This window comes from Rummeliibacillus sp. TYF005 (assembly GCF_003844195.1).
Taxonomy (GTDB): Bacteria; Bacillota; Bacilli; order Bacillales_A; family Planococcaceae; genus Rummeliibacillus.
Map to the genome: position 1 here is coordinate 55,230 of NZ_ML122553.1, position 19,702 is coordinate 74,931.

At 36.1% G+C, this 19,702-nt stretch carries 16 protein-coding genes and 1 pseudogene; 13 read left to right on the forward strand and 4 right to left on the reverse strand.

The window, feature by feature from the left end; translation table 11 throughout:
* Nucleotides 1-5 precede the first annotated feature (5 nt).
* Together CW357_RS08610 and CW357_RS08615 are read left to right on the forward strand one after the other, a co-directional pair.
* Nucleotides 6-1,421: a spore germination protein gene (locus tag CW357_RS08610; protein ID WP_124217810.1), complete on the forward strand. Its 1,416-nt coding sequence runs from the start codon at nt 6-8 to the stop codon at nt 1,419-1,421.
* Nucleotides 1,414-2,580, forward strand: coding sequence for a Ger(x)C family spore germination protein (locus tag CW357_RS08615; RefSeq protein WP_124217811.1), 1,167 nt, complete (start codon nt 1,414-1,416; stop codon nt 2,578-2,580). Before CW357_RS08610 ends, CW357_RS08615 begins: the two co-directional genes overlap by 8 nt.
* 55 nt (nt 2,581-2,635) lie before the next feature.
* Here the strand turns inward: CW357_RS08615 and CW357_RS08620 are convergent, their stop codons facing one another.
* The gene (locus CW357_RS08620; RefSeq protein WP_124217812.1) at nt 2,636-3,535 is read right to left on the reverse strand and encodes a TetR/AcrR family transcriptional regulator; all 900 of its coding nucleotides are present in this window, start codon (nt 3,533-3,535) and stop codon (nt 2,636-2,638) included.
* Between the two features lie 166 nt (nt 3,536-3,701).
* On the opposite strand from CW357_RS08620, the gene CW357_RS08625 reads away from it, so the two are divergent.
* Complete coding sequence (locus tag CW357_RS08625) at nt 3,702-5,234, forward strand: DHA2 family efflux MFS transporter permease subunit (protein WP_124217813.1); 1,533 nt, start codon at nt 3,702-3,704, stop codon at nt 5,232-5,234.
* 65 nt (nt 5,235-5,299) lie between these two features.
* Here CW357_RS08625 and CW357_RS08630 read toward each other — a convergent pair whose 3' ends face one another.
* Nucleotides 5,300-5,938 (reverse strand): spore coat protein, encoded by a 639-nt coding sequence (locus CW357_RS08630; RefSeq protein ID WP_371683960.1) that lies wholly within the window; start codon nt 5,936-5,938, stop codon nt 5,300-5,302.
* Between the two features lie 161 nt (nt 5,939-6,099).
* On the opposite strand from CW357_RS08630, the gene CW357_RS08635 reads away from it, so the two are divergent.
* The 10 genes and pseudogenes from CW357_RS08635 (at nt 6,100) to CW357_RS08680 (ending at nt 17,516) form a co-directional block, all read left to right on the forward strand.
* Nucleotides 6,100-6,336 (forward strand): glutaredoxin family protein, encoded by a 237-nt coding sequence (locus CW357_RS08635; RefSeq protein ID WP_124217814.1) that lies wholly within the window; start codon nt 6,100-6,102, stop codon nt 6,334-6,336.
* A 179-nt stretch (nt 6,337-6,515) separates the two neighbouring features.
* Nucleotides 6,516-7,544: a sugar-binding transcriptional regulator gene (locus tag CW357_RS08640; RefSeq protein WP_124217815.1), complete on the forward strand. Its 1,029-nt coding sequence runs from the start codon at nt 6,516-6,518 to the stop codon at nt 7,542-7,544.
* Nucleotides 7,545-7,575: 31 nt separating this feature from the next.
* Entirely contained in the window at nt 7,576-8,580 is a 1,005-nt protein-coding gene (gene gap, locus CW357_RS08645) for a type I glyceraldehyde-3-phosphate dehydrogenase (protein ID WP_124217816.1), read from the forward strand.
* A 664-nt stretch (nt 8,581-9,244) separates the two neighbouring features.
* The gene (pgk, locus tag CW357_RS08650) at nt 9,245-10,429 is read left to right on the forward strand and encodes a phosphoglycerate kinase (protein ID WP_124217817.1); all 1,185 of its coding nucleotides are present in this window, start codon (nt 9,245-9,247) and stop codon (nt 10,427-10,429) included.
* A gap of 21 nt (nt 10,430-10,450) precedes the next feature.
* Nucleotides 10,451-11,212 carry a triose-phosphate isomerase gene (gene tpiA, locus CW357_RS08655; protein WP_124217818.1) on the forward strand — a complete coding sequence of 254 codons (762 nt, stop codon included), beginning with the start codon at nt 10,451-10,453 and terminating at the stop codon, nt 11,210-11,212.
* Nucleotides 11,205-12,731 carry a 2,3-bisphosphoglycerate-independent phosphoglycerate mutase gene (gene gpmI / locus CW357_RS08660; protein WP_119414626.1) on the forward strand — a complete coding sequence of 509 codons (1,527 nt, stop codon included), beginning with the start codon at nt 11,205-11,207 and terminating at the stop codon, nt 12,729-12,731. Before tpiA ends, gpmI begins: the two co-directional genes overlap by 8 nt.
* A gap of 18 nt (nt 12,732-12,749) precedes the next feature.
* Nucleotides 12,750-14,045: a phosphopyruvate hydratase gene (eno, locus tag CW357_RS08665; RefSeq protein ID WP_119414627.1), complete on the forward strand. Its 1,296-nt coding sequence runs from the start codon at nt 12,750-12,752 to the stop codon at nt 14,043-14,045.
* A 631-nt stretch (nt 14,046-14,676) separates the two neighbouring features.
* Nucleotides 14,677-15,887, forward strand: a pseudogene (gene ltrA, locus CW357_RS08670) (group II intron reverse transcriptase/maturase).
* Between the two features lie 158 nt (nt 15,888-16,045).
* Nucleotides 16,046-16,600: a site-specific integrase gene (locus CW357_RS08675; protein WP_124217819.1), complete on the forward strand. Its 555-nt coding sequence runs from the start codon at nt 16,046-16,048 to the stop codon at nt 16,598-16,600.
* A 340-nt stretch (nt 16,601-16,940) separates the two neighbouring features.
* Nucleotides 16,941-17,516 carry a hypothetical protein gene (locus tag CW357_RS08680; RefSeq protein WP_124217820.1) on the forward strand — a complete coding sequence of 192 codons (576 nt, stop codon included), beginning with the start codon at nt 16,941-16,943 and terminating at the stop codon, nt 17,514-17,516.
* A 73-nt stretch (nt 17,517-17,589) separates the two neighbouring features.
* Here the strand turns inward: CW357_RS08680 and CW357_RS08685 are convergent, their stop codons facing one another.
* Both CW357_RS08685 and CW357_RS08690 read right to left on the reverse strand, forming a co-directional pair.
* Nucleotides 17,590-18,039, reverse strand: a complete 450-nt coding sequence (locus CW357_RS08685; RefSeq protein WP_124217821.1) for a DUF3278 domain-containing protein — start codon at nt 18,037-18,039, stop codon at nt 17,590-17,592.
* The gene (locus CW357_RS08690) at nt 18,036-18,236 is read right to left on the reverse strand and encodes a helix-turn-helix transcriptional regulator (RefSeq protein ID WP_124217822.1); all 201 of its coding nucleotides are present in this window, start codon (nt 18,234-18,236) and stop codon (nt 18,036-18,038) included. The genes CW357_RS08685 and CW357_RS08690 overlap by 4 nt, the downstream gene beginning before the upstream one ends.
* Nucleotides 18,237-19,702: the final 1,466 nt, after the last annotated feature.

The following is a 19,702-nucleotide window of genomic DNA, read 5'->3' on the forward strand; positions in this document are numbered from 1 at the left end:
AGCAAATGTTTCAAAAATCTGAAGATATAAAATTTCAGCAGTATCACTTTGACGGGCATACGATTCATATGATTATTTGTGAGGCAATGGTAGATTATCAATTATTAAATGAAATGATTGTGCCACGTGTTGGTTATTATTGTAGCCATTTAACGGATGAGCTATTTGAGCAGCAAACACTTTCCCATTTATATATTCCCCAACTAAAAAAAGTGGAGAATAAGGAAGAAGCCATTTTACTAGCGTATACAGGATTTGTACTAATTCTATTTGAAGAGGAATCAATCCTTTTTTCCAGTAATATTCAAAAAAAACCAAATCGTAATCCGGAAGAAACGCGTACAGAAATAACAGTAAAAGGACCGAGGGATAATTTTATCGAAGATTTATCGGTCAATATTGCTTTAATCAGAAAACGGATGCCCACCAATTCTTTGTGCGTTGAAAAATTTGAAGTAGGAAAACGTACAAAAACTTCAGTCGGCTTGCTGTATCTTGATGATGTTGTCAACAAAGATACTTTAAATGAATTAAAAAACCAAATCAGTAAGATTGATAAAGATATTTTAATTAGTGGTGATGAGTTTATGGATCATATCAATAAAGCCTCACCACTTTTTCCAAGACATGAATATACAGGTAGGGCAGATTACGCCATTCAAGCATTAGCAAGGGGAAGATTTATTCTTTTTGTGGATGGTACAGCTTATGGGGTGATAACACCTGCTAATTTATTTCTGCTACTGAAAACGAGTGAAGATAATGAATACCCGTCTATTTTTGGATCTATTGAGCGAATGATGCGTATTATAGGCATATTAATTAGTATCTTTTTACCTGCATTTTGGTTAGCGTTGACCACATTTCATCAAAACCAAGTGCCTTTTCAATTATTGGCGACTGTGGTACAGGCAAATACTGGGCTTCCATTACCTACTGCCTTGGAAATGTTATTAATGCTGGGGATGTTTGAGCTATTTCGAGAGGCAGGGCTGCGACTACCATTGGTATTGGGAGGAACTATTGGCGTGGTAGGGGGATTAATCATTGGAGATGCCGTGATACAAGCAGGGATGACGAGTCCAGCGATGGTTGTTATTATGGCAACGTCTACGATTGCTTCTTTTACACTTGTCAACCAATCTGTTGTAACTGCTGTCAGTGTCTTAAGAATCTTTGTGATTACACTAACTGCTTTTTTGGGGTTATTCGGTTTCTTTGTATCCTTTTATTTTATCATCGTTTATCTATCAAAAATAAAAATATTTGGAGTGCCATATATGAATTTAGCCATTGATTTGAGTTGGGATAATGTGACGAAAACTTTATTCCGTTTACCGACAAAAGCGTATAATACACGACCAACCATGCTAAAAACAAAAGATAGTACACGAAGTAAAAAAGGAAAGAAAAATGAATAAGAGAATATTACTAATCATCATGCTATGTTCACTCTTGCTTTCTGGATGCTGGGATTCGAATGAAGCTGGGCGAATGTTTTACCTTTTCGGAATCGGTGTTGATTACAAAGATGGAGAATATAAAGTCTATGCGCAATTGGTCGATTTTGCGAGCATTGCAAGGTCTGTGCAACCACCGAATCCTGATATTGTTCAATCAGTAGTAGGTGAAGCAAATGGAAAAACGGTCAATGAAGCATTTAATAATTTGTATAACTCGTTGGATGAGGAGTTATATTGGGGGCATATTACTTATTTAGTTTTTTCAAATGATCTGTTAGAGCAAGGCAAATTGAATCCTGTGATTAATGCTTTTATACAATTTCATGATACACGTTATCAGACGTGGGTTTTTAGTACCAAAGAATCTATTCGGAAAATCATGTTAGCAAAGCCAGTCTTAAACAAAGCCATTTCACTATCCAAATTAGCGTACCCCATTAATTCCTATAAACAGCATTCCTTTATTGAACCTTTAAATTTAAGAAAACTGATCATCAATATGGATGAACCAAGTCATCAGACCAATATTCCTTTAGTATCACTGATCAGTAATTGGGAAACTTATAAAAGCGATGATACAGAAACATTAATAAATGGCGTGAGTGTTGTTACACCTAAAAATGTACTAGGTGAGCTAAAAAATGAGCAAGCTCAAGGATTGCAGTGGTTGTCTGATGAAACGATACGTGCCGGATTATCTGTAGATATAGCTGATGGGCAGGAGGACGATGAGAAAAATAGGATTTCAGTGGTTATTGAGAAAATGAAGGCAAAAGTGATACCTATTATTAGTAGTAGTCAGGTTCGATTTGATATTCATCTTGATATGGTAGCACTCCTTAGTGGATATAGAGGGGATATAAGTGTAGCTGAAATACAAAAAGCGGTGAAAAAGAGAGTGGAACAACAAATCCAGACAACGTATCAAGAAAGCGTGAAATTCGATTCAGATGTTTATCGACTCTCTGAATATCTATACCGTAAGCATCTGAAAACATGGAAAAAATTTGAACGTAACGGAAGAATCGAGCTGACAAATGATTCGCTTCGAAATATAACTGCTGAAGTTCGGGTGACTTCAGGAAGAAAATCTTTTAAAAATACCATTGAAAACTAAATGTATTGGTGTTTTTTGAAAAAGGGCTATTCAAAAAACTGAATAGTCCTTTTTACTATTCCTCTGAATGTTGTGCATAAATTTCTAAAAGCCTCCAGATGTGATTGGCAATTTCTCGTGATTCTGCAGCATGGGTTGTATTTGAGAATGCTTTTCGGAAAGGCGTAAGAAGCGCTTTTAGAATATAAACTTTTGTAGGCTCGCTCTGTAATTCATGTAAGATGTAATGAGCGAATTCCTTTCCATCTTTTGGGTCTTCATCCTTTAAAATTTCTATAAATCCACTCAATTGATGCATAACAGTATCTTTGCTTAGTACAATTTGTTCTACACTATTTTTGATGCATTGAATGGTTTCAATATTTATGATGACTTCTTTTGTTTCTAGCATTCTTGGAATAATGGCGTCAATATTTCGTAGTGCCATTTTAATGACAGACTCTGGATTTATTTGATGTTCTTTTGCTATTTTCAATGTTCGAAGTGTTTGATGAATCATGGCAAAAGTTTGAATGGCACACTCATAACTTAATTCATTGATTTTCTCACCATAAACTTCCACTAATCTTGAAGCAAGCCATTCAATTTCTTGAAGATGGTGTTTCATGACCGCTTTTTGTAAATCCTTATCATTTGAATGATAAATGGCTTCAAAAATTTGTAATAGATTTTGCTCACGATTAATATGCATAAGTACTGCAATTTGTTTGGACAAAATTTCGATATCTCTTGGATCTTGATCAACAGCAAGTTCATATCTACGAATACTTGCTTCTTCACGACTTTCTCTCAAAATAGCGATGAAGCACTCATTTTTGGAAGTGAAATAATTGTAAAAAGTTCCCTTTGAAATTTTCGCTTCTTGAATAATATCTATAATAGAAGTTTCATAGAATCCCTTTTGGATAAATAAACTTCGTGCTACATCCAATACTTTTCTTTTTCGTGTATTCATATTGTCACCTTTTTACTAATTTATACTCCAATTCTAAATCAAAAACGCTTTCATATCAATGTTTTAAAATGAATAAAATTTTTTGTTTGAAAAAAATAGACTGCCAGTATAAAATAGAAATCACTGCTATGAAAAAGATAACGATAAAGAAAGAGTGAGAGAGTTTATGGGAAACGAAACATTAAAAAAACCACCTTATGCCATGTTGGCTATTTTATTTATTGGTGCGTTTGTTGCTTTTTTAAATAATACGTTGATGAACGTAGCATTGCCTACAATTATGAATGATTTTAAAGTTACGTATTCACAAGTACAGTGGCTAACAACAGGGTTTATGCTTGTCAGTGGGATTTTAATCCCAGCTTCAGCATTCTTTGTCGTGAAATTTAAAAACCGTTCGTTGTTCATTGTTGCAATGTCTTTATTTACCATTGGTACAATTATCGCAGCAGCTGCACCGAACTTTTGGGTTTTAATCGCTGGACGTATGGTGCAAGCTGCTGGTTCAGCTGCATTATCACCGTTATTGATGAATGTGATGTTAGTTAGTTTTCCAATTGAAAAACGTGGATCTGCGATGGGGATGTTTGGATTAGTCATGATCGCTGCACCAGCAATTGGTCCAACATTATCGGGATATATTGTGGAACATCACAGTTGGCGCATGCTTTTTGAAATGATCATTCCATTTGCTGTGTTAAGCCTACTATTTGGCTTATGGAAATTAGAAAATGTTATGGAAACACGTAAAGTTTCTTTAGATTACACATCTTTAGTTCTTTCAACAATTGGTTTCGGTGGTCTTTTATATGGATTCAGTTCTGCTGGTGATAAAGGGTTCAATAATCCTTTAGTATATAGCTCCATTGCAATTGGCGCTGTGACGTTAGTTATTTTTATCATCAAACAAGTCAAAATGGAAGAACCATTGCTCGATGAAAGAATTTATAAATATCCAATGTTTGCATTAGGTTCTGCTATTTCAATGGTTATTTCAGTTGCTATGTTTTCAGGGATGATTTTAACGCCAGCTTACGTGCAGCAGGTGCGTGGTATTTCGCCATTTCATGCTGGTTTAATGATGCTTCCTGGTGCTATTATTATGGCTTTGATGTCACCAATTACAGGAAGACTATTTGATAAAATCGGTCCACGCATTTTAGCGTTTATCGGCTTATCGATTATTACAGTTTCATCATACTTTTTAACAAAATTACAAGTTGATTCTTCCTATGCTTACATTATTACGGTTTATACGATTCGAATGCTCGGAATGTCTATGGTGATGATGCCGATTATGACGAATGGATTAAATCAGTTACCAATGGAGAAAAACCCACATGGTACAGCGATTAATAATACAGTTCAACAAGTATCAGGGGCAATTGGTACAGCCATTCTTGTGACAATAATGGATGCACATATAAAAACAAAGGCGAATGATTTAGTAGCAGAAATGAAAGCGAAAGCAGCAAAGACAGCCAAAGCAGCAATGGAAGCAGGGCAAAAACCTTCTACACCAACTACAGAACAAATGGTACAAATGAAAGCACATATCACACAAACAGCTTTGCTAAGTGGCATTAACTATACGTTTATGGTCGTTACTGGAATTTCAGCTGTTGCGTTGATTCTGTCTTTATTCTTAAAAAGAGTAAAAGTAAATAAGGCAGTTCAAAAACCTCAAATGGGAAAATAAGAAAAATGCTTTTGAAGTTCAATAAGAAAACTCTCGACAAATTGCCGAGAGTTTTTTGTATCACTTTAATTGAACTGGGAAGACTGATGTGTAGTTCCTGTAGTTGCAGGCGCATAGCAATTGGTGATGATAACGGTATCTTGGGAAGACAATTGAGGCACTTGATAGTAGCCTTTGCGATTTTGGTAGATCGATATTTCATACGCCATTTCAATGCAGTTTGGAATTGAGTCAGCTAATACACGACGTACAACGGGATTGGTCGTTTCGGTTGCGGCAGTCGCCTTCAATGTGGCAAGTCCTTTATGCCAGCTAAGGATAAAACCAGAGATGATTTCATCATTGATTTCATTGGCTTGTGTAATCGGCTTTTTAGGTTGCCCTGGTTGTACACCGAACGTAAATTTATTGTTTTCCGTCATTTCATAATGGCCTGTTGGTTGAGAGGGATCTTTCCCTGTTTGAAAGGCTTCAACCAATGTATTGTAATCGTCTAAAGCAAACTTATATTGGCGATCAACAATATTACGCAATTCATTGTCTTGAATGCGGTCACGTAATAGTACACATTGATCTAAACCACCAATCATAGCCCCCAATGTTTCATGTAAGTCCATCAATTCATGACCACCATGATTAAATTTTGCTGAATCTACATGATACATGGTATCGTTTTTCATTTGGTTCTGTGATTGCTGTTGCAAAAAAAATGACCTCCTTTTTTCTCTTGCGCTTGTAACGCAGAAATAGTATGTTCAAGAAGCCCACTTCTATACATCAAACAATTTGTATACTCTTGATATATGTGATGTGAAAACAAATATTAAATAAACTCTAATAATTCTGAGAAAGTTGGGAATAGTGTATGAGGAAAATTATTTATTACAGCAGACCAAATTGTGAGCTCTGTGAGGAAGGTAGACTAATGTTGAATCTCGTCAAAGAAGATATTCCTTTTGATATTATAGAGGTGAATATTGAAGAGAATGACGCCATTCATGAAAAATACATGTTGATGATTCCTGTAGTCGAAAAAGATGGCGAAATTATTCAATATGGCTCATTGGATTATGTGACTTTATTAGAAGGAATTCGTAAATAGCAAAGGAAGCTTTTTTGAATCTTGACGGATTAGGAAAAAGCTTTCTGTTTTTATTCAATTTGGTTGCACTTCTAAAGGTGCAATTGTATACTGAACGTAGGAAATTTTTTTTGTAGCAAGTGGGATGTTTTTTATCTAAGTGGGATAAGAATAATCCCACTTAGAGAGGAACACTGAATATGATTTCATTATTAGAAGCACAATTAAAAATAATTCCTGAAATGTCTGCACTTCTTCATACTCGCTATCGTTTTTTACAAATGATTGAGATGTTAGGACCAATTGGACGGCGTGGCCTTGCAGAACAGCTCTCCTTAGCTGAACGTGAGGTTCGAAAAGAAACAGATTTGCTTCGAGAACAAGGTCTAATTGTTGCAAGTCGCTCAGGTATGAGAGTTTCTGAGATAGGAAAGGAATTGGTAGAGGTTTTAAGACCACTTGTCTATGAATGGTCAGGAATTTCCACAATGGAAAAACAATTAACGCATATATTTGGCATTCAAAATGTCATCATAGTAGATGGAGATTTAGATACAGTTCCCTCTATTAAATCGTTACTTGGTTTGGAGGCAGCAAAACAATTAGAATTAGTAGCTAAGAAAAGTAAAGTTGTTGCTGTAACAGGTGGAAGTACCTTGGCTGCTATGGCAGATAGTCTGATTCCTTCAGAAGACCTGACAAATTTATGCTTTATCGCTGCAAGAGGTGGTATGGGCGATGATATGAGACTCCAGGCCAATACTATTGCTGCTAATTTTGCGAATAATACTGACAATCAGTATCGAAGTTTATATTTGCCAGAACATCTAAGTGAGACATCCTATAATGTTATTATGCAAGAGCCCATGGTGAGAGAAATGATCCAGCTTTATGACAGGACAGATGTCGTTATCCATGGGATTGGTTCTGCAATCGAAATGGCGATTAGACGTGAATCGAGTGAAAAAGTAATCAAGACATTACGAGAAAAAGGCGCTGTTAGTGAGGCTTTTGGCTATTATTTCGATGAACAGGGGAATATAGTTCAAAGAATCCGTACAGTCGGTATTCAGTTAGACCAAGTGAATAAATGTAAGAGTATTATTGCAGTGGCTGGTGGAAAGGATAAAGCAAAGGCGATTCTTTCTTATTTCAAACATGCGGCAAAACAGTCTGTTCTTGTCACAGATTCAGCAGCTGCAAAAGAAATGCTTCACTTACTACAATAAGATTAACAAACAAATATTGGAGGAAAAAAAGATGACTTTGAAATTAGCGATTAATGGATTTGGACGAATTGGACGTTTGGTATTTCGTACAGCTTTAAAACGCCAAGATATTGAAATTGTAGCTGTGAATGATTTAACAGATGCAGCAATGCTTGCACATTTACTAAAATACGATTCCGTCCATGGAAAATTTGATGCTGAAGTAACATCTGAAGGGGACTATTTAGTAGTAGATGGCAAAAATGTCCGCGTCTACGCAGAAACAGATCCCGCCAAACTTCCATGGGGAGATTTAGATGTGGATATTGTTGTCGAATCAACAGGACGTTTTACAAACTATGATGCAGCTCATAAACATATCGAAGCAGGTGCTAAAAAAGTAATCGTATCAGCTCCAGGAAAAAATATGCCGACTTACGTAATGGGTGTGAACAACGATCAATACGATGCTACAAAGGATGTAGTCGTATCAAACGCATCTTGCACAACCAACTGTCTAGCTCCAGTCGCAAAAGTATTAGATGAACAATTTGGCATCAAACGAGGCATGATGACAACCGTTCACTCTTATACAAATGACCAAAGAATTCTAGATCTTCCACATAAAGATTACCGACGTGCACGTGCTGCTGCTCAATCTATGATTCCAACAACGACTGGTGCGGCTGTTGCGGTTGCAAAAGTGTTGCCTCAACTTGCAGGCAAATTAGATGGAATGGCCATTCGCGTTCCGACACCAAATGTTTCTCTTGTAGACCTAGTTGTAGAATTAGAAAAAGATGCAACAGTTGAAGACATCAACACTGCCTTAAAAGAAGCTGCAGAAAACGACTTAAAAGGAATTTTAGCGTATTCAGAACTGCCACTAGTATCTATTGATTACAACGGAAATACAGCATCCTCAACAGTGGATAGCTTATCTACAATGGTGCTTGAAGGAAATTTAGTGAAAGTATTAGCATGGTATGATAATGAAACAGGCTACTCTACTCGTGTTGTAGATTTAGCTGAATATATCACAAAACAAGGTTTGTAATCGAAAAAACATAGCCATATTGTTTCGATGCGTATATAATGGATTAGGATAAAAAAGGAGAAGCAGCCTCATACTTCTCCTTTTTTTATGACAATAGTAAGCGCTTCAATGAATCACTATCAACAGTCATAATTGGATTCAAAAAGCGATGAAAATAGCAATAGTTGCTCATCATAGTAGAAGTCAAGTTACAAGAGATAAAAGCTGCTATATGAATAGCCCTTTGCCAAAACATGTGCTTGATGAAATCAATATGCCTATTTATTGGTGAAAATAGTGTTCAATTTTTAATTTTATTTCCATTTATCCCACTTTAACGGGCAGTAAGATCTTCATCTCAAGAAATGAGTGACAAAGATATTTCAGAGTGGGGGAAAACTGCCCGTAAAAGCCCGATTAGTTCAACTAACAATCAGTGGGGGGATGAAAGAAACCCCTACTGATTAAAATTTCACTTTATAGAGAATGAAGTGGAGGATTGCTCGAGTCCTCGAAAATGCAAGCATTTCCTTCGTGCGGTGTTATTCGAGGAAGAAAATTCAACGTCCAGCGGGATAGCGAGCAAGCTGGAGCGGAAGTCAATGGGCTAGCTAATTAATATGTTAAGAAGAGAACTTGATGTAAAGCCATGAAAATGTATGAACAATTTCGAGGAGGTACGATCATGTATCACAAAAAAACGATGAAAGACATTGCAGTAAAAGGAAAACGCGTATTTGTTCGTGTGGATTTTAATGTTCCCATGGAAAATGGTCATATTACAGATGATACAAGAATTGTAGCGGCACTTCCTACCATCACTTATTTAGTAGAACAGGGAGCTAAAGTTATTTTAGCAAGCCATTTAGGACGTCCAAAAGGCGACATTAAAGAGGAATTACGCTTAACAGCAGTTGGTGAAAAACTGTCGGAGCTAATGGGTAAACCTGTACAAAAATTAGACGAATCTATTGGGGAAGCAGTGGAAGCAGCCGTCAGCAAAATGGCGGATGGTGACATCGTACTTTTAGAAAATGTCCGTTTCCATAAAGGGGAAGAAAAGAATGATCCAGCACTTGCTCAACATTTTGCCAAATTAGCCGATTTGTATGTCAATGATGCCTTTGGTACAGCACACAGAGCGCACGCTACAACAGCGGGTATAGCCAACTACTTGCCAGCAGTATCTGGCTTTTTATTAGAAAAAGAGATTGCGGTTTTAGGCAAAGCACTATCTAATCCAGAGCGTCCATTTACAGCCATCATTGGTGGTGCAAAAGTCAAAGATAAGATTAATGTTATTGAAAATCTATTAGACAAAGTCGATCACTTAATCATCGGCGGTGGTCTATCGTATACATTTACAAAAGCACAAGGCTACGATATCGGACAATCGTTATTAGAAGAAGATAAAATTGAGCTAGCCAAATCATTTATCAAAAAAGCAGCTGAAAAAGGTGTGCAATTACATATGCCAGTCGATGCTGTTGTTGCAAATGAATTTTCAAAAGATGCGGATACAAAAATCGTCGATATTGACCGAATTCCAAGTGATTGGATGGGACTTGATATAGGCCCAAAAACGGTTGCTGAGTATGCAAAGGTCATCAACAATTCGAAACTCATCATTTGGAATGGACCAATGGGCGTCTTTGAAATGGATGCTTTTGCAAATGGCACAAAAGGCGTTGCAGAGGCAATGGCGACAACGGAAGGCTATACGATTATCGGTGGCGGTGATTCAGCTGCAGCAGTCGAAAAATTCCAAGTAGCCGATCAAATGAATCATATTTCAACAGGTGGCGGTGCTTCTCTCGAATTTATGGAGGGCAAAGAATTGCCAGGTATTGTCGCTTTAAATGATAAATAATGATGGATGGGAGTTTTAGCGATGCGTAAAACAATTATTGCAGGAAACTGGAAAATGTATAAAACATTATCGGAGGCCATTGATTTCGTACAAACTGTAAAATCATCAGTTCCAGCTTCAGACCGAGTGGATGCTGTAATTTGTGCACCAACCTTATTTTTACCATCTCTTGTAAAAGAGGCAGAGGGTTCAAATTTAGCTATTGGCGCGCAAACCATGCATTATGAAGAGGAAGGCGCCTTTACAGGAGAAATCAGCCCAGCGCAATTAGAAGATATTCATGTTCAATATGTTATTCTAGGTCACTCAGAGCGTCGCCAATATGACAATGAAACCGATGAAAAAATCAATCAAAAAGTACAAGCTGCATTTAAGCATCACTTAACACCTATTATTTGTGTGGGTGAAACATTGCATGAACGTGAAGCAAGTAATACAGTAGTCAAAGTTGCTGGTCAAGTAGGTGCTGCTCTCAAAGGATTGACGCCTGAACAAGTAGCACAAACAGTCATTGCATACGAACCTATTTGGGCAATTGGCACAGGTAAAACGGCAACTGCGCAGGATGCCAATGTCGTATGCAAAGCGATTCGTCAAACTGTACAAGAAATTGCTGGCGATATTGCTGCAGAATCTATTCGAATCCAATATGGTGGTAGTGTGAAACCGGAAAACGTAGTAGAATTATTATCGATGGAGCATATTGATGGGGCTCTAGTTGGTGGAGCAAGTTTAAAACCAGATTCATACTTAAAATTATTGGAGGCCGGGGCAAATGCCTAACAAACCAGTAGCATTAATTATTTTAGATGGTTTAGGCTTACGCGATGAGATTTTCGGTAATGCAGTAGCGCAAGCGAAGAAACCAAATTTGGACCGTTATTGGAGTTCTTTTCCACATAACACATTAACAGCATCAGGTGAAGCTGTTGGTCTTCCTGATGGCCAAATGGGAAACTCAGAAGTTGGACATTTAAATATCGGCGCAGGTCGTATTGTCTATCAAAGCTTAACTAGAATCCACAAAGCGATTAAAGACGGTGACTTTTTTACAAATAACGCTTTGTTGGATGCAGTCAATCATGTTAAGCAAAACAACTCAAAACTCCACATTATGGGACTATTATCTGATGGTGGTGTGCATAGTCATTATGATCATTTATTTGCCTTATTGAAATTGGCAAAAGATCAAGGGCTTGAAGAAGTATTTGTACATGGATTTTTAGATGGTCGAGATGTCGGTCCTAAAACGGCTGTAGGTTATATCGAAGAAACAGAACGCCAAATGGCTAAAATCGGTGTTGGTCAATTCGCATCTATTAGTGGTCGATACTATGCAATGGACCGAGACAATCGTTGGGATCGTGAAGAGAAAGTCTACAAAGTATTAGTAGACGGTCAAGGAATTGAAGCATCTTCTGCTAAAGAAGGTGTCAAAGCATCTTATGCAAATGACATAACAGATGAATTTGTTGTTCCATTTGTGATTAAAAAAGATGATAAACCTGTTGCTACCATTCAATCAAATGATGCAGTGATTTTCTTTAACTTCCGACCAGACCGTGCAATTGAATTATCCACAGCTTTTACAAATCCAGCATTTGATGGGTTTACACGAAGCGAAAATCACCCACAAAATTTGAAATTTATTTGTTTCAAAAAGTACAGTGATAAGGTTATTGGTGAAATTGCATTCCATGATGAAGATTTGAAAAATACCATTGGTGAAGTTTTATCGGATAACAAACTTCGTCAGCTACGAATTGCAGAAACTGAAAAGTACCCTCATGTTACATTCTTTATGAGTGGAGGTCGTGAACAAACTTTCCCTGGAGAAGAACGTATTTTGATCAATTCACCTAAAGTGGCGACTTACGATTTAAAACCAGAAATGAGTGCATACGAAGTAACAGATGCACTTGTCGAAGCAATTGAAGCGGACCGATTTGATGGTATTATCTTAAACTTTGCAAATCCTGATATGGTTGGACATAGTGGTATGTTAGAACCAACTATTAAAGCAATCGAAGCTGTAGATGAATGTTTGGGTAGAGTAGTAGAAGCTCTTCTTGCAAAAGGAGGAGCAGCGATTATTACTGCCGATCACGGGAACTCTGATGAAGTAGTAACCCTTGAAGGTCAACCGATGACAGCCCATACAACTAATCCTGTGCCAGTAATTATCACAAAAGAAAATATTGTGGTAAGAAATGGCGGAATTTTAGCCGATTTGGCTCCTACCATGTTAAAATTACTAGGAGTGGAACAACCACTTGAAATGACAGGTAAACCATTATTTTAAACTGAGGAGAGTTAAACAATGCCAATTATTACAGACGTACAAGCTCGTGAAGTATTAGATTCACGCGGTAACCCAACAGTAGAAGTAGAAGTATTTACAGAATCAGGCGCATTTGGACGTGCAATCGTTCCTTCTGGTGCATCTACTGGGGAATATGAAGCAGTAGAATTGCGCGATGGTGACAAAGGTCGCTACCTTGGTAAAGGTGTTTTAAAAGCAGTTGATAATGTAAACAACGTCATTGCTCCAGAACTAATTGGAAATTATTCAGTTCTTGATCAAGTTTCAATTGATCGCATGATGATTGAATTAGATGGTACTGAAAACAAAGGTAAATTAGGCGCAAATGCTATTTTAGGTGTTTCTTTAGCTGTCGCTCATGCAGGTGCTGATTACCTAGACCTACCTCTATATCAATACATTGGTGGAGTCAATTCAAAACAACTTCCAGTTCCAATGATGAACATCTTAAACGGCGGAGAACACGCTGATAATAACGTAGATATTCAAGAATTTATGGTAATGCCTGTAGGCGCAGAATCATTCCGTCACGCTTTACGTATGGGTGCTGAAATCTTCCACTCTTTAAAAGCAGTTCTAAAAGAATCTGGTCACAACACAGCTGTAGGTGATGAAGGTGGTTTTGCACCAAACTTAACTTCAAACGAAGAAGCATTATCTACAATTGTAACTGCAATTGAACGTGCAGGTTACAAACCAGGTGAAGAAGTAATGTTAGCAATGGATGTAGCATCTTCTGAACTTTATTCTGATGAAGATGGAAAATACCACCTAGATGGTGAAGGTGTTGCAAAAACTTCTGAAGAAATGGTTGCTTGGTATGAAGAATTGACTGTTAAATACCCAATCATCTCTATTGAAGATGGTCTTGACGAAAATGACTGGGCTGGTCACAAAATGCTTACTGAACGTATCGGTAAACGTGTACAACTAGTAGGTGATGATTTATTCGTTACAAATACGAAAAAATTATCTCGCGGTATTGAAGAAGGCGTAGGTAACGCAATCTTAGTTAAAGTTAACCAAATCGGTACATTAACAGAAACTTTAGATGCTATTGAAATGGCAAAACGCGCTGGCTACACAGCAATCATCTCTCACCGTTCTGGTGAATCAGAGGATACAACAATTGCTGATATCGCGGTTGCTACTAACGCTGGCCAAATCAAAACTGGTGCCCCATCTCGTACAGACCGTGTTGCAAAATACAACCAATTACTTCGTATCGAAGATCAATTATCTGCAACAGCTCAATTTAATGGCATTAAATCTTTCTACAACATCAACCGCTAATTTGAGTATGAATTTTTAATATATTTTATAAATAGAAAAGCTGCTATCTTCAATTTTGCAAGATAGCGGCTTTTCTTTTGGTGCGCCCAGCATGAACGTAATCTATAGGGTGCAAGTCCCGAACCGCGAAGACAGAAGTAGTGGTTAGCCAAACACAAGGGTGTCCGTGGTGACGCGGAATCTGAAGGAAGTGAGCGGCAAACCTCCGGTCTGAGGAACACGAACCTCATATAAGGCTAGATATGATTGGATAAGTGTGCCAAACAACATAAAGTCCTTTCTGTCAAAGGTTATATCTAGTAAATGAGGCAGATAGATGGAGCGAAAGAGTACGTTCTTACCTGGGGAGACCTGATAGAAATGCTAAGTACACTTAGTAACCTGTTTAGTGATAAACAACTGAACTATCAGGAGTCAGCAGACGTCATAGTACCATTTGATTCTAGAACAAATGGGAAGGACTGAACAATTAAGAGAGAATAGCCCTTGGCATTCAGTACTCTATGATAAACACAGAAAATCCAAATGGACTTACTTGATGGAGGTAATGGTGAATTCCATGAGGGACATCAAGAGGGTGTAATAGAGACTGGCATAAGAAGATAAGCTATTCACGGAGGAGTCAAACGAGATGTTAATGAGTCAAATTCTGTCACGAGAGAATATGCTTCAAGCGCTCAAAAGAGTCGAAAAGAATAAAGGTAGTCATGGAGTAGATATGATGCCCGTACAAAACCTACGTCAGCATATAGTCGAAAATTGGTTAACAATCAAGGAGCAAATTCTAATGGGTACCTACAAACCGCAACCAGTTCGCAGAGTCGAAATCCCGAAACCTGACGGCGGAGTGCGATTATTAGGTATTCCAACCGTAACAGACCGACTCATTCAACAAGCAGTAGCCCAAGTATTATCCCGAATATATGACCCGACATTCTCTAATCATAGCTATGGATTTCGACCAAATCGAAGTGCCCATGATGCCATTAGAGAAGCCAAGGGCTTCATTAGAGAGGGATACCGTTGGGTTGTAGATATGGACTTAGAGAAATTCTTCGATAAAGTAAATCATGACCGACTAATGGGTACATTAGCGAAAAGAATTCATGATAAACCCTTATTAAAGCTTATTCGAAAATACTTACAATCCGGAGTTATGATAAATGGAGTTGTAATGGATACCAATCAAGGGACACCACAAGGTGGACCACTTAGTCCGTTACTTTCTAATATAGTTCTAGATGAATTCGATAAAGAATTAGAGAAACGTGGCCATAAATTCGTCCGCTATGCGGACGATTGCAATATCTATGTAAGAACACAAAGAGCCGGTATACGCGTCATGAAAAGTATTAGAACCTTCATTGAAAAGAAACTACGATTGAAAGTAAATGAAAAGAAATCCATAGTAGACCGTCCTTGGAATTGTAAATTCCTTGGATTTAGTTTTACTAACAATAAAGAACCTAAAATTCGAATAGCAAAACAGAGTATCAAACGAATGAAGGAATTCAAAAGTTAAATCGATACTTAATTGGGTGGTGTGGATACTTTGCTTTAGCAGATACTAAATCTATTTTCGAACAACTGGATGGGTGGATTAAAAGAAGGCTTCGAATGTGCTTATGGAAGAATTGGAAGAAACCAAGTACAAAAGTGAGAAATCTAGTACAACTAGGTGTTCCAAAATGGAAGGCACATGAATGGGGAAATACTCGCAAGAGTTACTGGAGAATATCAAAAAGTCCGATATTACACAGAACCCTAGGTAACTCCTATTGGAGTCACCTAGGGCTCAAAAGTCTAAAAGTTCGTTATGAAATTCTGCGTCAATCATCTTAATTGAACCGCCGTATACGGAACCGTACGTACGGTGGTGTGAGAGGTCGGGAAGGAGTTAATCACTCCCTCCTACTCGATTGCGGTTTTACTGGGTTCTCCGTTTTGATATATAATAAGATACATAATATGTATGAAAACGGATGAATTGAGGGGTTTAAATGACCAAAGAAAAGAACGTGCAGCCATTACGGACAAAGGCAGAAATTGAGGATTTTCGGTGGGCACTCTCCAAATATGCGAGCGCTAGAGATCTGTTTTTATTTAATTTAGGGATTAATGTGGGACTACGTGTGAGTGATCTCGTCCCTTTAACGGTTCAAGATGTACGAGGAAAAACGCATTTAGTCATGACGGAGCAAAAAACGAAGAAAACGAAACGATTTTTAATTCCAAGAGCTACTCGAGAGATGATCGAGGATTATACACGCGATATGAGCCCTTCTGCGTGGCTTTTCCCGAGTCAGAAAGGAAATAGCCATATTTCTACTACTCAGGCTTACAGAGTGCTTCAGAAGGCCGCAGAAGCGCTTGGACGGGATGATATTGGCACACATACGATGCGAAAGACGTTTGGGTACCATCATTACAAGCAAAACAAAGACGTGGCAGTGTTGCAGCAATTATTTAATCACTCAGCCCCGTCGATAACCATGAAGTACATAGGAGTGACAGAAGATGAAGTCGATGCGACTATGGAGGATTTTTCGATTTGAATTTAAGTTGACTCTATTATCAACTTTTTAATTTTAGAATATCAAAAGGAGTTCGAAGTTCTTACAAAAAGTATATTTTTTTAATATTAAACTATTAAAAATGTAAAAACTATTGATATATCAATAGTTTTTACATTTTTAAAATCCTTTCTCTTCATCCTCTCTCTAAAAGGAATTCCCATTCATGATGTTCTTTTAAATCACGTATGCGGGGAAACTTCTTACCTAGATGTAAAACAATAATACATTTATGGTTTTAATTTACATAAATATAAAATTAAACTTTTTATGAATATTTTTTTATGATATACTTTAAAAAGTAAAAAATAGGAGGGAAAATATGAATCTATTAATGTCAAAAAGTTCTATAGCAAAATCATTTCTACTTTTATCTGTTTTGGTACTTATTTTTGCAAGTTTCCCATCATCATCTTCAGCAGCGGGGAATATAGAAAACCACAATTTAACACAACTAGAAGATGAATTAGAATTTATTTTTGACAAAGCAACAACTTTAGAAAATGATAAATATATTTTAGATGAAAATAAAATAATTGAGTATTTTGGTAACGAAAATTTAGAATCTATTAAAATTTTTATTAAACTTGTAAATGGAGAAAGTATAACAGAAACAGAATTTACACAAGCAGGATTAACTCCAATAAAAACCCCAAGTTTTAATACTGGAGGAGAAATTAGTACTTTTTCTTGGACAAGCTGTATAAAAGAAAAAATTATGATTGCTACTGGTATTGGTTTTATTACAGGTGGAATGAATAAACTGATTGAAGAAAAAGCATGGAAAAAACTTTCTTTAGAAATTGCTAAAATTGTTGGGAAAAATGCAATAAAAGGTGGAGTTGTTGGTTTAACAGCTTCTTTAGCAGTATGGAGTATTGTTTGTGTGGGTGAATAATAATTAAGAATATATTAAAAAAGCAACCATCTTTATTAGGGATAGTTGCTTTTTATTTGTTTAATTTGTAATTTTACATATTTTTATTTTTTTTATAGGAACGTTTCAAAGATATTCTATTGATTATATATATTAATATTCCAATTAATAAGATAGGGACTATCATATCAAACTTATCGCTATTACTTTTAGGAACACCGAGTATAAACATGTAACTTATAAACAAAAGGATTAAGAAAAAAAGACTTTGAATAAAAATATTTCTTTTTTTCTTTTTATACTGTTTTTCAGCAAAAATATCAGTATATTCAATACCAGACCAAATATATCTTATTAAGATATAAATAAAAAATATAAAGAATGGGATTGCTATAAAAATTATAGGGTTTCCTCCATTTAGACTATAGATAACAAGCAATATAATAGACAAAATCATTTGTAAAAATGCAGCCTCTGCAATAAATATTAAAATTTGACGTTGTTTATATTCGTCACTGGAAAGAAAATTTAACCATGATTTCATTCTTCTTCAACCTCCCAGAATAACTGATCTAATGTTTTATTTAATGCTTTTGCAATAGAAATACATAATTGTAAGCTTGGATTATATTTTCCTTTTTCGATTAAACCTATTGTTTGTCTTGTTGCATGGACTTTTTTTGCCAATTGTTCTTGTGTAATTCCTTGTTTCATTCTTGTGAATTTCACATTATTTTTCACATCGTCACCTACCACAATAAAAATGTAATATATAATTAACATTTGCAATTTATACATTACATTATTGAGTAGTGAATGTCAAATTCAAATAGAGGTATCGTCACCTAGCAATCAAGCTAATAAGAAAAGAACGCAGCTATTACGAACAAGGGTAGATTGATTCCAAGGGCTACCCGAGAGATAATCAAGGACTTTAGAAATTTTAATATAAATATATATAATTCAAGTCAACACAGTTCTACGTATTCAGGTGCTTTTGAAAAAAATAAAAAGTTTTTTTAGAGAAAGGAAAGAGCATAAGGGAAAAATGCCCCCAATTCCATTGGCGGGTTAGGCAGCGCCTAACTTTTCCGTGGGTCCACGATTTTTGCGATTGCTGTACATTTGCCATACATTTTGTTTTTAACAAAAGAGGCGAAAAAAATCGTTATGATTCATTAATTTAATAAAAAAGAATAGCAAAAAGCACCTTCTTAGTTGCTGAAAGAAGGTGCTTTTTTTTAGAATTCCATCAGTTTTTTATAATCATTGGATCATCTAAAAACATTTATGAGCCAAATAAAAAACAATTGAATGCGAAAAAATTTAATATGAAAATCTACTGGTGGCAAAATAGCAAAAATAAAAAAGATGGACTACTAATAGCAGCCACTTTTTTTCGTAATAAAGTTTTAATAAGCCATCTAAAAGACGTAGCAAAGTTTAAATTAGTTAGCTAAAGAGGCCAAAATACCAAAATCAAATGGTTTCTTTTTTTAAAATTATTGTATTAATAATGTATTAATTTTTGAAAAATCGTGTACCCACGGAAAAGTTAGGCGCTGCCTAACCCGCCAATGGAATTGGGGGCATTTTTCCCTTATGCTCTTTCTATTTAGCAATCAGCAATTCTTTTCAAAGATTTTAAACAAAAAAGCATCTTCTTTTTAGCGGAAGATGCTTTAATTCTAGTTACATTTCTTTTTGATATTTTAATTTTAATTCTAGGAACAAGTTGAAAATAAAAAGTAATACGCAGATTGAATAAATACTTATAATCACAAAATCCGTTGTTTCTGGATTCTTAAAGTCTACAAAATAAAAAAACAGTATGAACGAAATTCCAAGTGCAAATAGGTTATCTTTTTTTAACATTTACTCGCCCTCTTTTTCTTTTTATGTTGAAATTCAATAATTTATTTTTAGAAGTATGTAATAGAATGATAAAAAAAATTACCAATTCTAGCAAACTTGTTTTGCAGATTGATAGTCTTTAGCGTACAATATGGGTATAAAAATTGTGCGGAAAAATAAAAAAAGCCATTCAACGTGATTATATAAGTGTTGGCGCACTTATATGCTCATTACAATCGTATTCCCGGTACGATGCAAATTGTTGAATAGACTTAGTTTACATTTGAAAGTAGATTATATATAAATTATATATAATTTATAATATCTATATGCTATTCTATAAAGTTTTTGAG